Here is a 17,072-nt window from a genome sequence, read left to right as displayed (position 1 = left end):
ATGACCTAGCCCCACGAGGCGGCATCAACGTGTTAACGATGGATGCCGCCCCGCGGGGCTAGGTCTACCTGATTTCTCCGTACTGTGTGTTAGCTAACGGAAGGCTATTATTCTGCTACTCTTTCGCGCTCTAAGTCGAACAGGTCGGTAAGCGTGTCGATGAGCTGATCAGCTTCGCCCCGCTTGCAGGCAGCTTTAAGCTGCAACACGGGCTGCTTCAGGATCTTCTGCATCAAGGACTTTGTCACTTCGTCGACGCGCTTAGCTTCTTCGGGAGTGAGCTTCTTTTGGAAGCGGTCCATTTCCTCCTGCCGAATCTGCTCTAGCGCGTTCTTCAGCTTTTGAATGGTGGGCGACACCATCATTTCCTTGGCCCAATCGGCTAGGCCAGCAATGCTCTCAGCAATGATGGCGCGCACGTGCGGGATGGCATCAAGGCGTTGCTGGAGAGCAGCGCTGGCTTTGCTCTGGATGGCGTCGATGTTGTACATCAGGATACCGGGTATCTTCTCGACGTCGGCTTCGATGCTGCGTGGCACCGAAAGATCAATGAAGAACTTATAGCTCAGCACATCAAGATGCTCTACCAGGTCGCGGGTGAAGAAGGGCGTGTGGTGAGCAATCGACGAAATCACGACATCAGCTTCCTTCAAGCCCTGCACTAGGTTTTCGAAGTCGAGCACCTTTACGCCACACTCAGCAGCCAGAAGCTCAGCTTTGGAGCGTGTGCGGTTGCAGATGGTAACGTCGTGGAAGAGCTTGCTGTCACCTAGGTGGCGGCATACATCAGCGCCAATCTCCCCGAGGCCTACCACCAGTACACGTGGGTTAGCTACGTCGGCAGTTAGCTCTTCTACTAGCTCCAGCGCCGCGTAGGAAGTAGATGCAGCTCCGTCGCGAAACGACGTCTCTTGCTGTACGCGCTTATTGGTGAAGAAGATGGTATGCAGCAAACGGTGCAAAAAAGGCCCGGCTGCATCTTCATCCGCCGACCATTGGTAGGCGTTCTTTACTTGGTTGCTAATCTGTAAGTCGCCGATAACTTGGGCATCAAGACCCATAGCCACCTCGAAGAGGTGCTGTACGGCGTCCTGATCGTTATCGAGAATATCGAAATAAGCGTAGTGCTCACTCAAATCGGCGAGGCCTTTGAGGAGCCCGAGGGCTTCGATGATGGCAGGACTCTGGTCGCGGTCGGCGCTGTAGTAAACCTCAGTTCGGTTACAGGTACTCAACACGAGCAGGTCAGTAAGACCTAGGTCGTGATGGAGGGTGTACAGAAAGCGTCGGCAGGCGGCCTCGTCCAGCGAGATAAGCTCCCGGATGGCTAGAGGAGCTTTTTTGAAGGACAGGCTGACAGCCTTAAATGGGTGCATAGCGGAGTGCTCAAGCGAAACTTTAGGGCGTAAAATTACGGCAGGATTCGTTAGAATAAAACTGATATTCGTCACGAGTGGTTCGTATCTAACTCGAAGAAAGTCAGAATATGGTTGCCTGGCCTCCCAGAACTCTTTGTTTCCTCAAACAACAATCTCCGCTGTAATTTCGTCCGGTAGCTAGCTCGCACCCCGCGCGGCTATCTTTGTACTACTTCTTAACGAGAAGAGCGCAGGCTCTTTCTGCCCCGTTTGATTCCGATTTACGACCAAAAATCCCGCATTAAGCTGCTCATCATTGGTGGCGCGTTGCTCATTGCGGCCGCTACCGTGATATATACCAACATCTTGGTAAAGCGCCTTACGGAGCGTGAGCAGCAGCAGATTGAGCTTTTTGCCAAAGCGCAGCGCTACATCATTAGCACGGAGGAAGAAACCAACCTAGTGTTCGTGCAGGAAGAGGTAATTGAGAAGAACAAAACTATTCCCGTAATCTTGGCCGACGACCAGGGCAATATCCTCGGCACGAAGAACGTGGACGTGCCCAAAGGCTTGTCGGAGAAAGGCTCGATTCGCTACTTGAAGGGGCAGATTGCCAAAATGAAGGAGCAGCACCCGCCTATTGTGGTGGAGTATGCGGGGGGCGCCCGGCAGTTCATCTACTACAAAGATTCGGAGCTGCTCACGCAATTGCGCACGTATCCGCTGGTGCAGTTGGCGGTTATTACGTGCTTGGCGGTCATTGCGTACTTCGCATTTAGCTACTCGCGTCGGGCCGAACAGAACCGCGTGTGGGTAGGCCTAGCCAAAGAAACGGCGCACCAACTTGGTACACCGCTGAGCAGCCTAATGGCCTGGCAGACGTACATGAAGGAATCGGAACGGTTTAAAGACGAGCCGATTGTGGAAGAGCTAGGCAAGGATGTGCGGCGGCTGGAGATTATCACGGAGCGTTTTTCTAACATTGGCTCGGTGCCGATTCTCAAGGACGAGAACATCCTGCAAGTCACGCAGAACGCCATTGCGTACCTGCAAAGCCGGGTGTCGAAAAAAGTGAGCTTCACCATCACCACCTCCCTGCCCACGGACATACCCGCCAAAGTCAATATCCCGCTGTTCGATTGGGTGGTGGAGAATATCTGCAAAAATGCCGTCGATGCGATGGATGGGCGGGGCAGTATTCATATCCACTTGCGTCGCCCGGCTCGCGGCAAAAACCAAATTGCCATTGATATTACAGACACCGGTAAGGGCATTCCGAAAAGCAAGATGGAGTCGGTGTTTCTGCCGGGCTATACCACCAAGAAGCGCGGCTGGGGCCTAGGTCTTGCGTTGGCTAAGCGCATCATTGAGAACTACCACGAGGGCAAACTCTTCGTGAAGTGGTCGGAGGTGGGGAAGGGTACTACCTTCCGGATTATTCTGAACGGCTAGCTTGCAGAACCTAGCTGTAAGCAGCTTACTTATCCTGAATAAGCGGTCATCCTGACCGCAAGAAGGACCTTACCACCGCAGAAAAAACCGTTGTTCGGGCGTGATAAGGTCCTTCTTGCGGTCAGGATGACCGCTTGTTTTTTACGTCGTGCTATTCTACTTGGGAGGTAGCCTCGGCGGTTTGTTCTACCACGGCTTTGGCTTTCTTCACCTCGCGGCGGTTCGTGATTTCCACGTAGCTGTTGCCAGTCACGGGTTTGCCGTTGTGGGTGCCGGTCACGCGGCACATGCCTTCCCAGTAATACAGGTTGAAGATGGCGTAGAAGTGAATGCGCAGTTCTTGGTCTGGGATGAGCGGCTCCACGATGAGGTCGTAGCCTTTGCTGGGCACGCGCACGCGCCACTTGCTCGGGTAGCGTAGGCCTGAGCTAGGGCTTGTCCAGTAGGCTAGGTTTTCTACTTGAAAGTCAGTGGGTTCGAGGTGGGTGTTGTCGGCTTTGGCGGAGAAGTGTGAGCCGCCTCCTAGCTTTTTGCCCGTGGGCCGGTGCACAAGGTTGTAAAGCATCAGCTCTTCGCGCGGCTCGTCGAGCTGGATAGAGAACCAATCCCAACTCACGTCTTTGGTGCCGCTCATGTTGCAGTTCCATTGGCGGTCGTACCACATCTCGCCTTCTACTTCGTGGGGTTTGCCATCTATTTCGATGGTGCCACTGGCGTCGAGGCGCGGGTAGCTGTAGTAGCCTACCTTGTTCATGGCTACGTTGCGGTCGTAGCCGTTGCCGCCGTGCATAAGCACTTCCTTAGATGGCTTCGTTTTGAGGTCGATGGCCGTGCCGGGGTGAGCGACCATGCGGGCCTGCATGTGGTAGCGACCTTCTTGGCCCGTGAGTGTCCATTTCTGCGCCTTCTTGCGCAGCGTGAGGTCGACGGGCAACTGCGCGGGCAAGAAGCTAGGTAGCTTGGCGTAGTTGTAGTCGTAGCGAAACTTCTGGGCGTCTGGGTCGCTCACGGCCACATTCACCATCATGTAGTCTTTGTCGCCGGTGGGGTTGAAGTGGAAGAACACGTACTCCACGCCGTAGCGTTTGCCGGTTGCTTTATCTTTCAAGTGGCCCGTCAGGTACCACCATTCCAGGGAGTTGCGCACGTGCGGAGCTTCTTCCTGGGGCAGGACGGCCCGCTCGCCGGCCACGTCGTACTTGGTTGTGAGTCTATTGGAGCAGCTTGCGACGGTGAGTAGCAGGAAAATGGATAGCAGCAGTTGTTTCATCTTCTACAGAAGAGTGTACCCAGGGAAAAGGTTTGGTGCGGCTAGGCCCCACGAGCAGCTTAGAGCAGCCAGATAGAGCGTAAGCCTTGGGTAAACAAGCTAGCATACTCATTTTGTTCGGCGCGACGTTACCTTTGGCCAAGCTAGGCTATGCTCTCTTTTCTCCCTTTTATGCGGCGCTCCACACTGCTACTTAGCGGGCTCCTGTTGTTGCTACCACCCGTGCAGCTGTTGGCGCAACAAGCCACGCCACCGAGCGTGCTTAAGAACCTAGTCGGGACGTGGCAGCTGCAACAGTTGGCTTTCGACGCCCGTCGACCACTAAATGACGCCCAGATCGAGCAGCTGTTCCACGACCCCGCCGGTGACATCAATCAGGAGCTGAAACAAGGCAAGCTGATTCAGCAGCTAACGTTTCGCCCCGATGGCTCCTACCTGTTGAGTATCAAGCAAGCTGCGCAAGGGGCCATGTCGGAGCGGGGCACGTATTGGGTCCGCAACGATACCCTTTACGCCCGCACCGCTAACGACCAAATAGCAGCCTTCAGCGGCGAAGTAATAGCCCGCGCGAAAGGACAGTGGCTGATCTTGGAGTTCCCTTTCTGGAAACCTCAAGACCAAGTGTTTGAGCAAGAGAAGTACCAGCGCGTGAAGCAGTAATCAACCCTGCTGAACGCAAAAGCACCCGGTGCTTCGGGGAGCGAACGGTGTGTCTGCTTCCCAAGAACCGGGTGCTTTTACATGAGCCGCTGCTAACGGCTGGTTAGTGTCTATTCAACCATCAGGCGCTTCGAAATGATGCCTGCGTTGGTTTGAATGCGCACCGTGTACACGCCCGCAGCTAGCTCGCCTAGCTCCACTTGGAGGTCGTCTACGGTTTGCTTAGCTGAGAACTTATGGTCTACTACCGTCTGCCCGAGGGTGTTGAGCACGCTCACGTGCAGGGTTTGCTTGGTCAGGCTAGCGGGCAATTGCAGCCGCACGAAAGCATGCGCCGGGTTGGGGTACATGCCTGTCTGTTCGGCCAGCGCCGCCGTGTTAGCTAATACCCGCGCCGAGGAAGCTTGGTTCAGGCGCACGCTCACGTTGCTACTGAGGTAGTTGGCTGTTACCACATCTAACGTACCGTTGCCGTCGACGTCACCGAGGGCTAGGTAGGCAGGGTTGGTGCCTACGGCCACTTGCTGCGTGCCGCTGAAAGTGCCCACGCCATTGTTCAAACGCACGCCAATGCTTTTGGTGAGCTCATTGGTGGCAAACAGATCCAAGTCACCGTCGCCATCGGCATCGCCTAGGGCGAGGCTGTTGGCGCCCTGCCCCACGCTCACTTGCTGGGTGCCCGAGAAGGTCCCTTTGCCATCGTTCAGGCGCACGGCCACCACGCTGCTCGTGTAGTTTTGGGTGGGGTTGGTGTAGTCGTAGTAGTTGGCCGTGAGCAGGTCTAGGTCGCCGTCGTTGTCGAGGTCGCCGAGCGTCACCTGGTAGGGGTTGAAGCCCACCTGCACATCGGGGCCGCCCGTGAAGACGCCTTTACCATCATTGAGGCGTACGCTGGCGGTGGTGCCGTTGGAGCTAGCCGTCACAAAGTCCAAGTCACCGTCATTGTCTACGTCGCCGAGGACGATGCTCAGTGGGCGCGTGCCCACTACTACTTCCTGAGCGGCAGTGCTGCTGAACGTGCCCGTGCCGTCGTTGAGGCGCACACTCACGTTGCTGGTGGCTAGGTTTTCCCCGCCGGCGCTGGTGCTATAACGAATGTAGTTGGCGGCCAGCAGATCTAGGTCACCGTCGCCATCAATGTCGCCGAGGGCTACGGCGTGCGGGCTCACGCCCACGGCTACATCTTGCCCGGTGTTGCTGAACGTACCGCTTCCATTGTTCAGGCGCACGCTCACCAGACCAGGCGAGAATGGGTTGGGGCTGCTGTTCGAGTTGGCCGTTACGAGGTCTAGGTCGCCGTCGTTATCCACGTCGGCCAAAACCACGTGCGAAGGACCTTTGCGCACCACCACGTTTTGGGTGCCCGTGTACGTGCCGTTGCCATTGTTCAGGCGCACGCTCAAGGTGCCGTTGGCGCTGAAAGAGTTGTCGTTGTTGGCCGTCACAACGTCAAGGTCGCCGTCGCCGTCCACATCGCCTAAGGCTACGCTCTGCGGGTTGGGGGCCGTGCTTGCTTCGGAGCCGTTGCCGAAAACGCCCGCCGCGGGCGCAGTAGCGGCCGTGAACTGGAAGCTATGCGGCAGAGCTAGGCTCTGGGTGCCGCTGGTGTTCTGCACCGTAGCCGCCAAGCTCGCAAACACAGTTTCGCCGGGCTTAAAGGTAGTAGCAGGGGCGAAGCTGACAGTGTTGCCAGTTACCGTGATCGTACCCGCTTTCTTACCACCCGCCTGCGCACTGAATACGCGTAGCGCGCCTTGGGTAGCGGCTGTGTTGCTCAACGCTTGGTCGAAGGTGAGGGCCACTGGCGTCGCACGCGGGGCCGACGGCGCGTTGCGCGTTGGGGTAACGGCCGTGATGAGTAATGAAGGACTAACGGTGAAGGGCAAACTGTTGCTGGTGCCCGCCGGGGTGGTTACGGTGAGCGGCCCGGTGGTGGCGCCAGCAGGTACCGCCACAGTAATTTGAGTAGCCGAATTAACTACGAAAGCTAGCTCTGCTAACCCGTTGAAAGTCAAGCGGTTAGCACCTGCGAAGTTGGTGCCTGTGATAACCACCGAAGTGCCAGGCGTGCCAGCATTGGCTGATAAGCTAGCAATTGTGGGCGGCTGCGCTGCTTGGTTCAGGCGCACGCTTACAATACCATTGTAGGTAGCGGCAAATAGGTCAAGGTCGCCGTCGTTATCCACGTCGCCGAAAGCCACATTGAGCACGAAGGTGGAAGACGAGCTAGGGTCGTTCGGCGTAACCTCCTGGTTGCCTGAGAAGGTGCCCTTACCATCATTCAGCCGTACGCTAGCCGTGCCCTGGTCGAAGCCACGCGTACCGGCCGCTAGGTCGAGGTCGCCGTCACCGTCCACGTCGCCGAGGGCTACGTCGAGCGGACTCCCGTTGATTAGCACCTCTTGCGTGCCACCAAATAGGCCAGTGCCATCGTTCAGGCGCACACTCGCTGTTGTGTTTGCTGGGAAGCTAGAGCCTACTGCTACCAGGTCAAGGTCGCCATCGTTATCTAGGTCGCCGAGGACTACCCGGCGGGCCGAGACACTGGTGCTTACCGTCTGGTTGCCCGAGAACGTACCGCGCCCATTGTTCAGAAGAATGCTAATGCTGTTGTTAACTGTGCTACTATTCAAGAGCAAGTCGAGGTCGCCGTCGTTGTCGACGTCACCTAGTACCAAGGTGGAGATGGTAGCATTAGCCGCTATGGTCTGAGCATTCGAGAAAACGCCTGCTCCATTATTGAGCAGCACGTTGACTAGATTAGTAAAACCAGAAAAGACCAGCAAATCTTCGTCGCCGTCGCCATCAATATCGCCGGTTGTCGCCGTTGTGGCGTAGTTGTCAACTGAGACATCCTGTCCGTTGCTGAAGGCGCCCGTGCCATTGTTGAGGCGCACGTTGATAGCGCCGGCGTAGTTGACCGTCAACAGATCTAGGTCACCGTCGCTATCGATGTCACTCAGTAGCAAGTCCTGTGTATTTGTGCCTACCGCTATTTGTTGCGGACTGCCGTAGGTGCCGTTGCCAGCGTTCAGGCGGATACTTACCAAGCCATCATTGGAAAAGCTAGCATGAAGCGTCAACAGATCTAGGTCACCATCACCATCAATGTCGCCGGTAGCTAGGTCCGCAAACGTTGTGCTGCTGCCGCCAATCTGGATGGCCGTGTTCAGGTCATTTCCTCCGTTGAAGGTGCCTGGTGAAGCGCTGGTAGCCGTCGTAAACTGGAATACGTGGGGCAATACCGGTACGCCACTAGCGCCCTGGGCCGTGTTGCTCACTGAGGCAAATACCGTTTCGCCCGCGCGAAAAGGTGCAGTCGGAGCAAAGGAAAGGGTGCTGCCGTTGAGAGTCGTAGTGCCCGCTTGCTTGCCGCCTTGCGTGCCGAAGACTTTCAGCGCCGCTTGCGTAGCGGGGGTGTTACTCAAGGGCTGAGTGAAGGTAACGGCCACCGGCGTATTGCGTGACGCGGCAGGAGCATTGCGCTTCGGCGTAAGCGTAGCCACGGCCACAGCCGGTGCCAACGTAATCGGGAGGCTGTTGCTAGCACCGGCCGTTGTGGTTACCACGACTGCACCGGTCGTGGCACCCTCCGGCACTACCACCGTGAGCTGGGTGGCCGAAGTAGCGAGCAGTTCCTTGACGAGTGTGCCGTTGAATGTGACTTTGGTGGTTTGTGACAGATTCGTGCCCGTAATCACGACGGCATTGCCTGGCGAGCTAAGCGTGGGCGATACGCTCGTGAGGACCGGCACCGGTTGGTTTTGGTTCAGCCGGACGCTCACCGTACCATTGTTGGCGGTGATGAGGTCGAGGGTGCCGTCGCCGTTTATATCACCAAGGGCTAGGTTGAGCACGGCGCCGCCAACAGTTATTTCTTGCCCAGTGCTCAGATTGTAAAGGCCCTTGCCATCGTTCAGCCGCACACTCACAATCCCGCTGTTGTTTGCCGTCACGATGTCGAGCGCTCCGTTGCCGTCCACGTCGCCGAGCCGGATAACGGTTGCTTTGGCGCCAATAGCTACTTCCTGCGTACCCGAAAACTTGCCTTTGCCATCATTCAAACGCACGCTAGCTGTGCCGATGGCATTCGCCGTCACAATGTCGAGGTCGCCATCAGCATCTACGTCGCTCAGGGCCACGCTACTAGGACTGCTGCCTACGCTTACCGCTGGAAACACAGCGGAGAACGAACCTGAGCCGTTGTTTAAGCCAATGCTCACGATACCGTAGGCTAGGTTATTGGCCTGTACGATATCTAAGTCGCCATCGCCGTCCAGGTCGCCTATTGCGGGCCGACTGCCTGAGTTTGCGAAAATGGAGCTGAAAGGACCATTGGTGAAGGTGGCGCTGCCATTGTTCAGGCGCACAACCAGCGAGCCGTTTGCATCGGCACTAAGCAAATCGAGGTCACCGTCGCCGTCCATGTCGCCGGTAGTCAGGTAGGGGCGCGATTCGTCCAGGCTGCTACCGCCAGGACCATTCAGCTGTATATCCAGCTTGCCGCCGATGTTGATGGAAGCTAGGTCTAGGTCGCCGTCGTTATCTAAGTCGCTGAGGGTGGTGCTCGAGAAGCTATTGCCCACGTTCACGGGCGTGCCTGCATCGAATGTGCCAGTGCCGTTATTTAAGCGGCTTCTCACGGCACCCTGGCCCGCGGTATACAGATCCAAGTCGCCGTCATTGTCGATGTCACCGAGGGCTAGGTCATTGGTGATTACGCCCGTGGCTAGGTCGGCGCCGCCGAAGAACGTGCCGGTGCTGGGGCTGGTAGCCGTGGTAAACTGGAACACGTGCGGCAGGGCTAGGTTGCCAATGCTGCCCTGCACCGTTGGCGTAACGGTGGTGAACACCGTTTCACCGGCTTTGAAGCCAGTGGAGGGCGTCAGGGTCAAGATGTTACCGCTGACTGTAGCCGTGCCCGCTTTCTTGCCGCCAGCTTGGGAACTGAACACCCGGATGCCCTGCTGGGTAGCAGCGTTGTTGCTGAGCGGCTGATCGTAGGTGACAGCTACCGCGGTGTTGCGCGGTGCTGCTGGGGCGTTGCGCGTCGGCGCTACTGCCGTTACGACGGGCCGCGGTGCCACGGTGAAGAGCACAGCATTGCTGGCACCAATAGTGGTGTTCACGACCAACGGCCCCGTTGTAGCGCCAGCTGGCACTGCCACAGTAATCTGGGTGGCTGAGTTAACTACGAAGCCCGGTGCTGGCGTGCCGTTGAAGGTGACGCTGCTCACCGTTACGCCCGAGTTGCTGGGGTTTGAAAAGTTGGTGCCCGTAATCACCACGGTGCTGCCGATGGGGCCTGCTACTGGCGTGAGGCTCGTGATGGTAGGGCCCGCCAACGCTTGGTTTAGGCGCACGCTCACGGTATTGCTGACGGTATTGGCCGTCACGAAGTCTAGGTCGCCGTCGTTGTCCACGTCGCCTACGGCGAGGCCGTTGGGTTGGGTACCCACGGTCACGTTCTGGGTGCCCGAGAAAACGCCGCTGCCGTTGTTGAGCCGTACGCTGGCAGTGGTGCCATTGACGATGCCACTAAAGGCCACGCGTCCGTAGCTAGCCGTAAGCAAGTCGAGGTCGCCGTCGCCATCCACGTCGGCTAGGTTGATGGTGCGCGGGCCGTCGGCTACGGTCACGTTTTGGGTGCCGCTGAAGGCGCCGCTGCCATCGTTCAGGCGCACGCTCACGCTGTTGGTACCGGTATTGCCAACTAGCATATCTAGGTCACCGTCGCCATCCACGTCGCCGAGGGTTACGGCTTCTGGGTTATTGGCAACGTTCACCGTTTGAGTGCCGCTGAAGGTGCCGCCCCCGTTGTTGAAGCGTACAGCTACGGAGAAGGCGTTCGAAGAAGGTACTACTAAATCTAGGTCGCCGTCGTTGTCGAGGTCGCCGAGCGCTAGGGCGGTTGGGCGCGAGCCTACAGCCACTTCCGAGCCGCCGCTGAAGAAGCCGCTACCGTTGTTGAGGCGCACGCTCACGGTGCTGCCCGTGGAAGAAATAGCGGAGGTGTAGTTGGCCGCGAGCAAATCGAGGTCACCGTCGCCGTCCACGTCGCCCAGGGCTAGGGCGTGGGGGCTGCTCTCGACGTATACTTCTGGCCCGCCGCTGAAGGGCGTACTGCTGTTGCCGACGAAAATTCCTTTGCCGTCGTTCAGGCGGACACTGATCGTGTTGCCGTTAGCGCTGGCCGAGAGTAGGTCGAGGTCGCCGTCGCCATCCACGTCGCCGAGGAGCAGGTTGTAGGGGCCTGGTCCCACGTTTATTTCCCGCTCACTGCTGTAGGTATTGTCATAGGTGCCGTCGCCTTTGTTCAGGCGCAGGCTTACCAGGCCACTGATCAGGTTAGTGGACGAGTTATTGGCCGTCATCATGTCCAGGTCCCCGTCGCCATCCACGTCGCCGAGGACTACGCTCTGCGGTTTGTTACCCACACTTACTTCGGAGCCACCGGCGAAAGTGCCGGGGCTAGTGGCCGCCGCCGTCGTGAACTGAAACACCTGGGGCAACCCTAGGGTAGCATTGCTGGTGCTTTGGGCCGCCGTCGTGACAGACCCGAATACGGTTTCTCCCGGCCTGAAGCCGCTGCCGGGGGCGAACGTAAGCGTATTGCCGCTGATGGTCGCTGTGCCCACTTTCTTACCACCTGCTTGTTGGCTGAATACGCGCAACGCTTGCTGAGTAGTCGCGCTAGTATTCAACGGTTGGCTGAACGTGACGGCCACCGGCGATGTGCGGGCAATAGCCCGCGCGTTGCGCGGCGGCGTAATTCCCGTTACGGTCATGAGAGGCCCCACAATAAATGCCACGCCGTTGCTAGTGCCCAGCGGCGTTGTCACAACCAGCGGGCCGGTCGTCGCGCCAGCGGGTACGGTGGCGGTGATTTGCGTAGCCGAATTCACCACGAAACTCGTGGCTGCTACCCCGTTGAAGGTCACGCTGGTGGCACCGATTAGGCCCGTGCCGGTAATCACGGCGGTGCTGCCCACCGTGCCCGCGCTGGGGGTTACGTTGGCTACTACGGGCGCCGTCAGGTTCTGATTCAGGCGCACATTTACGGCCGCGTACGTGGTAGCAAGCAGGTCTAGGTCTTTGTCGCCGTCCACGTCGGCGAGGGTTACTTGGCTGAGGTAGCCATCAATGGTGACTTGTTGGGTGCCCGTGAAGCCGCCGCGGCTGTCGTTCAGGCGCACGTAGGCGTTGCTACCAGCGGCTATCAAGTCAAGGTCTTGGTCACCGTCCACGTCGCCGAGCATGACGCTAGTCGGGTTTTCTGGCAACGGTATTTCCTGATTGGCCAGCACGATGAACGTCCCGTTGCCGTTGTTCAGGCGCACGCTGGCCGTGCTGCCGCTGTTGTTTGCCGTTACGAGGTCGAGGTCGCCGTCCCCATCTAAGTCGCCGAGCGCCAGATGCAGTGGGTTCGAGCCAACGCTCACTTGGTGCGTGCCTTCGAAAATGCCTTGGCCGTTATTCAGCCGCACGCGCACAAAGTTGTCGGTGCTGGCCGCGGCTAGGTCAAGGTCGCCGTCGTTATCTAGGTCGCCGAGACTGATGCTGGTCGTGCTACCAGGGATGCTAAGTTCCTGGCTGCCCGTGAAGGCACCCTGCCCGTTGTTCAGGCGCAGACTGATTAAGCTGCCCGGTGCCGAAAGGTTGGAGCCAGCAGCTAGCAGGTCGAGGTCGCCGTCGCCGTCTACGTCGCCCACGGCTAGGTCTTGGGAAGCCCACGCCACCGATGCTTGTTGAGTGCCGCTGAAAGCACCCGCGCCGTTGTTGAGCCGGATGCTGACGGTGCTGTAGCCGAAGTTGTTGTTCAGCGCCAGCAGGTCGAGGTCGCCGTCGCTGTCCACGTCGCCGAGCACTACGCTCAGGGGGTTGCTTTCGAGGACTACGTTTTGGGTGCCCGTGTACGTGCCGTTGCCGTTGTTCAGGCGCACGCTGGCCACGCCGCTGCCGTAGTTCCAGCAGGCCGCTACCAGGTCCAGGTCGCCGTCGCCGTCGAGGTCGCCGGCGGCCACATCTTTCGGCTCGTTGCCGACGGCCACGCCGCCGCTGCCCTGGAAGGTGCCGAGGCTAGGTACAACGGCCGTGGTAAACTGAAACACGTGGGGCCGTACCGCCGCACCGCCGCTGCTCTGGGCCGCTGCCGTGACGGTGCCGAATACTTTTTCGCCCGCTTTAAAGTCGGTGGTGGGGTCGAAGGTGAGCGTGCTGCCGCTAACCGTTGTCGTGCCCGCCTTTTTGCCGCCAGCTTGCGCGCTGAATACGCGCAGCGCTTGCTGGGTAGCCGTGCTAGTACTCAGCGGCTGGCTGAAGCCCACGGCTACGTTGGTCGTGAGCGGGGCCGAGGTGGCGTTGCGCACCGGCGTTAGGCTGGTCACCGTGGGGGCCTGGGCGTGGCCAATGGCGGCTTGGGCTAGTAGCGCTACCACAAGCCCGCCCCGAAATAGATGGCGCGAAGTAGCTCCTACCACCGGAGAGGCGGTTGGTTTAGGAGTAGGGGTTTGATCCATAGCAAACGGTAGGGAAAGGAAAAGAACTGATAGGGAGAGATAACTCAGTAGAACAGCTGTAGTAAGCTGAGCGCTTGCGGTGCCCTCTAAGAAGGGCTGGTAGTAATAGCTCGGATAAGAGCCGTAAACTTATTTCTTTATTGCTATAAGTGATATTGAAAAATGTTATAGTTATATTATTTATAAATAGTTATATGCTTACTGCTGAGCCCTATTTGCCTAAGCAGCCAAACGCCAACGCGAAAGGCAGCGCAACTAGCGCCGGAGAAGCTTGCTAGGTTGCGCTGCCTTTGGTAAGGTTGGTAAAAGCGGAGTGTTCTTATTTTACGGCTAGTCGTTTGGTTATCAGCCCTTCGCCGGTACGTAGCTGCACCGTGTACACGCCCGCGGCTAGGGTGCCGAGCGGTAGCTCTGGCGTACTCGCGGCTTCGGCCGCCCCGAACTGCCGGCTCAGAACCGTTTGCCCTAGGGCATTGAGCACATTTACCTGCACCCCTTGCTTGCTGAGCGCAACCGGAAGTTGAAGCCACGCAGACGTATGGGCCGGATTGGGGTACACGCTTACTTGCTCGGCGAGCTGAGCTGGGGCGTTGACCAACACCTTCGTGGAGCCTACTGCTTGGTTCAGCCGGACGCTGGTGGAGGAGCTGCCGTAGTTGGCGGTAGCTAGGTCGAGGGTGCCGTCGCCGTCGAGGTCGCCGAGAGCGATGCTCGTGGGCGTGTTGCCGACGGCCACTTGCTGCGTACCGCTGAAAATGCCTGCGCCATTATTCAGGCGCACACTCACGCTGTTGGTCAGTTCATTGGTGGCAAACAGATCTAGGTCGCCGTCGCCGTCGGCATCGCCGAGGGCGAGGCTGCGGGCGCCTTGGCCCACGCTCACTTGCTGAGTGCCCGCGAAGGCGCCTTTGCCGTCGTTGAGGCGCACGGCCACTACGCTGCTGGTGTAGTCGTTGCGCGGGTTGGTGTAGTCGTAGTAGTTGGCCGTGAGCAGGTCCAGGTCGCCGTCGCCGTCCACATCGCCTAGCACTACCTGGTGCGGGTTGAAGCCCACGGATACCTCGAGGTTGCCTGAGAAAGTACCTAGGCCGTTGTTGAAGCGCACACTGGCAGTGGTGCCGTTGGAGCTGCTGGTTACCAAGTCTAGGTCCCCGTCGCTGTCTAGGTCGCCGAGGGCGACGTTCAGCGGGCGGCTGCCTACCATCACTTCTTGCCCAGTCGTGGCGAAGTAGAGGTCTTCTTTTAGCCGTACACTCACGGTGCTGGTAGCAGTGCTCGTACCGGCGGTGTAGTTGGCGGCCACTATATCTAGCTTACCGTCGCCGTTAAGGTCGCCGAGGGCTAGGCCGTGGGGGTTAGAACCCACAGGCACTTCCTGATCAGCGCCGTAGTAGTTGCCATACCCTAGGTTGCGGCGCACGCTCACCGTGCCGGCGGCGCCGGGGTCGTGGTTGGAGTTGGCCGTGAAGATGTCTAGCAGACCGTCAAAGTCCATATCCGCTAACACCACCTGATACGGTCCCCGCCCCACGGGCACGGTTCCGACAGTAGTGAATACGCCTGCTCCGTTATTAATGCGAACACTCGCCAAGCCCGGGAACGCAGAACCCGGGCGGTTATCTACTGTGGCAATATCGAGGTCACCGTCACGGTCTAGGTCGCCAATGGCGACGCTCTGCGGGTTGGCCACCACCGTTGGGTCGGAGCCGCCACTGAACACGCCCGTGGCGGGAGCTGTAGCAGCCGTGAACTGAAACACGTAAGGCTTCCAGAAAACTTGGCTGCTGTTACTACTAGGGTCGGCGCTCAGGGTGGTGAAGATGGTTTCGCCGGGCTTGTAGTTGGTGTTTCGGCTGAAGGACAGCTTGTTGCCGCTGACTGTTACGCGACCGAAGCTCCCGGCTTGGTTACCGCTTACGCGCAACGAAGCTAACGTAGCAGGACTAGAAACCAACTCCCGATCAAACGTGAGTTCGACAGGTGCCGTGCGAGAAGCAGCTAGGGCATTCGCTTTTGGCGAGGTGGAAACGACCGTAGGCGTGGGGCCAACTGTGAACGGCAACTCGTTGCTAGGTCCGGAAGAGGAGGTAATCACCAGCGGCCCTGAGGTGGCACCCGCCGGAACGAAGGCAACTAGCCGGGTATTCGAGGCGATTTGGAAACTATCGGCGTCTACCCCGTTGAAGGTGATGCGGCTCGTAGTAAGAAAGTTATTGCCCGTAATAACCACGCGGCCACCCACGGGTGCCGTGTTCGGCGACACGTTTGTGAGAACAGGGGCGGCAAGGTTCCGATTCAGGCGGATGCTCACCGCACGACTGAACCCCGTGGAAGCGACGACTAGGTCTAGGTCATTGTCCCCATCTACGTCGGCAAAAGCTACGTCCTGGGTTGTGATATTCGGAACATCTTGCGTGCCGCTGAAGTTACCCTTGCCATCGTTCAGCCGGATAGCCGTGGTGGAGTAAAACTGGCCCACTGCCATATCCAGATCACCATCTCCGTCGACGTCACCCAGCTGTACGGTCGCGATAATGCCATTGATAGGTACTTCCTTGGCTTCATTGAAAGCGCCATTGCCGTTGTTCAGCCGAATGCTAACGGTGTTGCCAGCGGAGCCGCCGGTATCATCGCTACGGTTATTGCCGATTACCAGGTCCAGGTCACCATCGCCATCCACGTCGCCTAGCACGACGCTGCCCCCCGAGCCCTTGCTTGTTAGGTTTAGCGTACCCGAAAAACGACCCTGCCCATCATTGAGGCGCACGCTCACCGATGGGAAGGGCGTCACGCTGGTCGTCGTGACCAAATCTAAGTCACCGTCGTTATCTAGGTCGCCAAGGGTGATATCAGGACTAAGACCAAGGCCCGTTAAGGTAGTCACCTCTTGCGTGCTGGTGAAGTTGCCGCTGCCATCGTTCAGGCACACCGTGGCAATGTCAGAGCCATTAGCGACGACTAGGTCTAAGTCGCCATCTGCATCTACATCGCCCAGCGTATGGTTAGATATCCTCTTGCCGGGCATACTGACTACTGTTTCCGGGGTGAGGGTGAAATTACCCGCACCATTGTTCTTGCGAATGATTATTCCGGAACCCGGACGAACCAGGAACAGATCTAAATCGCCGTCGTTGTCGGCGTCTGCTAGCTTTGGCCTACTGGTTAAAGCTGTAACCGGCACATTGATGCCGTTGGTGAAGGTGCCATTACCCGTGTTCAGGCGCACCTCTATCATCATCGATTCGAATACTCTAATCAGTAAATCTAGGTCACCGTCGCCGTCGATGTCGCCCGTGACCACATTAACGGGGTTGTTGATGCTGATATCGGAGCCGCCATCGAAGAAGCCCGGCGCCGGCGCGGTAGCCGTAGTAAACTGAAGAACGTGGGGTGTTACGGGGGTGCCGTCAGTGCTCTGTGCGCCAGAGGTTACGGTCGCAAATACGGTTTCCCCAGCTTTGAAGTCGGCGCTTGGGTTGACGCTAAGTGTATTACCGCTCACGGAGGCGGCGCCTGCTTTTTGACCGCCGGCTTGCGCGCTGAAGACCTTGAGCGAACCTAGGGTAGCTGCTGTATTGCTCAAGGGTTGGCTGAACGTCACGGCTACGTCCGTGGTGCGCGGTGCGGAGCGGGCGTTGCGGGTGGGCGAAAGCCTTGTGACTACCGGCGCTTGGGCATACGCTGTGCCGCCTAGCAAGCACAACAAGCCAGCGGCTAAAGCGCGCATTAACCTCGCTTCCCGCCTGCCAGCAGCAAGTGGGGAAAGAGTGAAGGGTAGTTTCATAGGAAAGTGGTATGGTAAGAGAGTAGGCG

Annotated in this window: 6 protein-coding genes; 2 read left to right on the top strand and 4 right to left on the bottom strand. The window is 58.3% G+C overall.

The annotated features are described in order from the left end of the window. Positions 1–107: 107 nt before the first annotated feature. Positions 108–1,376: a glutamyl-tRNA reductase gene (hemA, locus tag BXP70_RS14150; RefSeq protein WP_086594743.1), complete on the bottom strand. Its 1,269-nt coding sequence runs from the start codon at positions 1,374–1,376 to the stop codon at positions 108–110. Positions 1,377–1,628: 252 nt separating this feature from the next. On the opposite strand from hemA, the gene BXP70_RS14145 reads away from it, so the two are divergent. Continuing rightward, complete coding sequence (locus BXP70_RS14145) at positions 1,629–2,810, top strand: ATP-binding protein (RefSeq protein WP_086594742.1); 1,182 nt, start codon at positions 1,629–1,631, stop codon at positions 2,808–2,810. Positions 2,811–2,961: 151 nt separating this feature from the next. Here BXP70_RS14145 and BXP70_RS14140 read toward each other — a convergent pair whose 3' ends face one another. Then, entirely contained in the window at positions 2,962–4,080 is a 1,119-nt protein-coding gene (locus BXP70_RS14140) for a lipocalin family protein (protein ID WP_086594741.1), read from the bottom strand. Between the two features lie 171 nt (positions 4,081–4,251). Between BXP70_RS14140 and BXP70_RS14135 the strand changes: the two genes are divergently transcribed. Next, positions 4,252–4,740, top strand: coding sequence for a hypothetical protein (locus tag BXP70_RS14135; protein WP_086594740.1), 489 nt, complete (start codon positions 4,252–4,254; stop codon positions 4,738–4,740). Positions 4,741–4,850: 110 nt separating this feature from the next. Here the strand turns inward: BXP70_RS14135 and BXP70_RS14130 are convergent, their stop codons facing one another. Together BXP70_RS14130 and BXP70_RS14125 are read right to left on the bottom strand one after the other, a co-directional pair. Next, the gene (locus BXP70_RS14130; RefSeq protein ID WP_086594739.1) at positions 4,851–13,259 is read right to left on the bottom strand and encodes an FG-GAP-like repeat-containing protein; all 8,409 of its coding nucleotides are present in this window, start codon (positions 13,257–13,259) and stop codon (positions 4,851–4,853) included. A gap of 319 nt (positions 13,260–13,578) precedes the next feature. Then, positions 13,579–17,043 carry an FG-GAP-like repeat-containing protein gene (locus BXP70_RS14125; RefSeq protein WP_086594738.1) on the bottom strand — a complete coding sequence of 1,155 codons (3,465 nt, stop codon included), beginning with the start codon at positions 17,041–17,043 and terminating at the stop codon, positions 13,579–13,581. Between the last annotated feature and the right edge of the window lie 29 nt (positions 17,044–17,072).

The sequence above is a fragment of the Hymenobacter crusticola genome (genome assembly GCF_002154225.1).
Taxonomy (GTDB): Bacteria; Bacteroidota; Bacteroidia; order Cytophagales; family Hymenobacteraceae; genus Hymenobacter; species Hymenobacter crusticola.
Note: the sequence above shows the minus strand (reverse complement) of the source record. Positions and strands in the feature narration are given on the sequence as shown.

Bases quoted from the DNA above. Each gene is read 5' to 3' on its own strand.
- hemA (WP_086594743.1), bottom strand. From the start codon at position 1,376: ATGCACCCATTTAAGGCTGTCAGCCTGTCCTTCAAAAAAGCTCCTCTA.
- BXP70_RS14125 (WP_086594738.1), bottom strand. From the start codon at position 17,043: ATGAAACTACCCTTCACTCTTTCCCCACTTGCTGCTGGCAGGCGGGAA.
- BXP70_RS14135 (WP_086594740.1), top strand. From the start codon at position 4,252: ATGCGGCGCTCCACACTGCTACTTAGCGGGCTCCTGTTGTTGCTACCA.
- BXP70_RS14130 (WP_086594739.1), bottom strand. From the start codon at position 13,259: ATGGATCAAACCCCTACTCCTAAACCAACCGCCTCTCCGGTGGTAGGA.
- BXP70_RS14140 (WP_086594741.1), bottom strand. From the start codon at position 4,080: ATGAAACAACTGCTGCTATCCATTTTCCTGCTACTCACCGTCGCAAGC.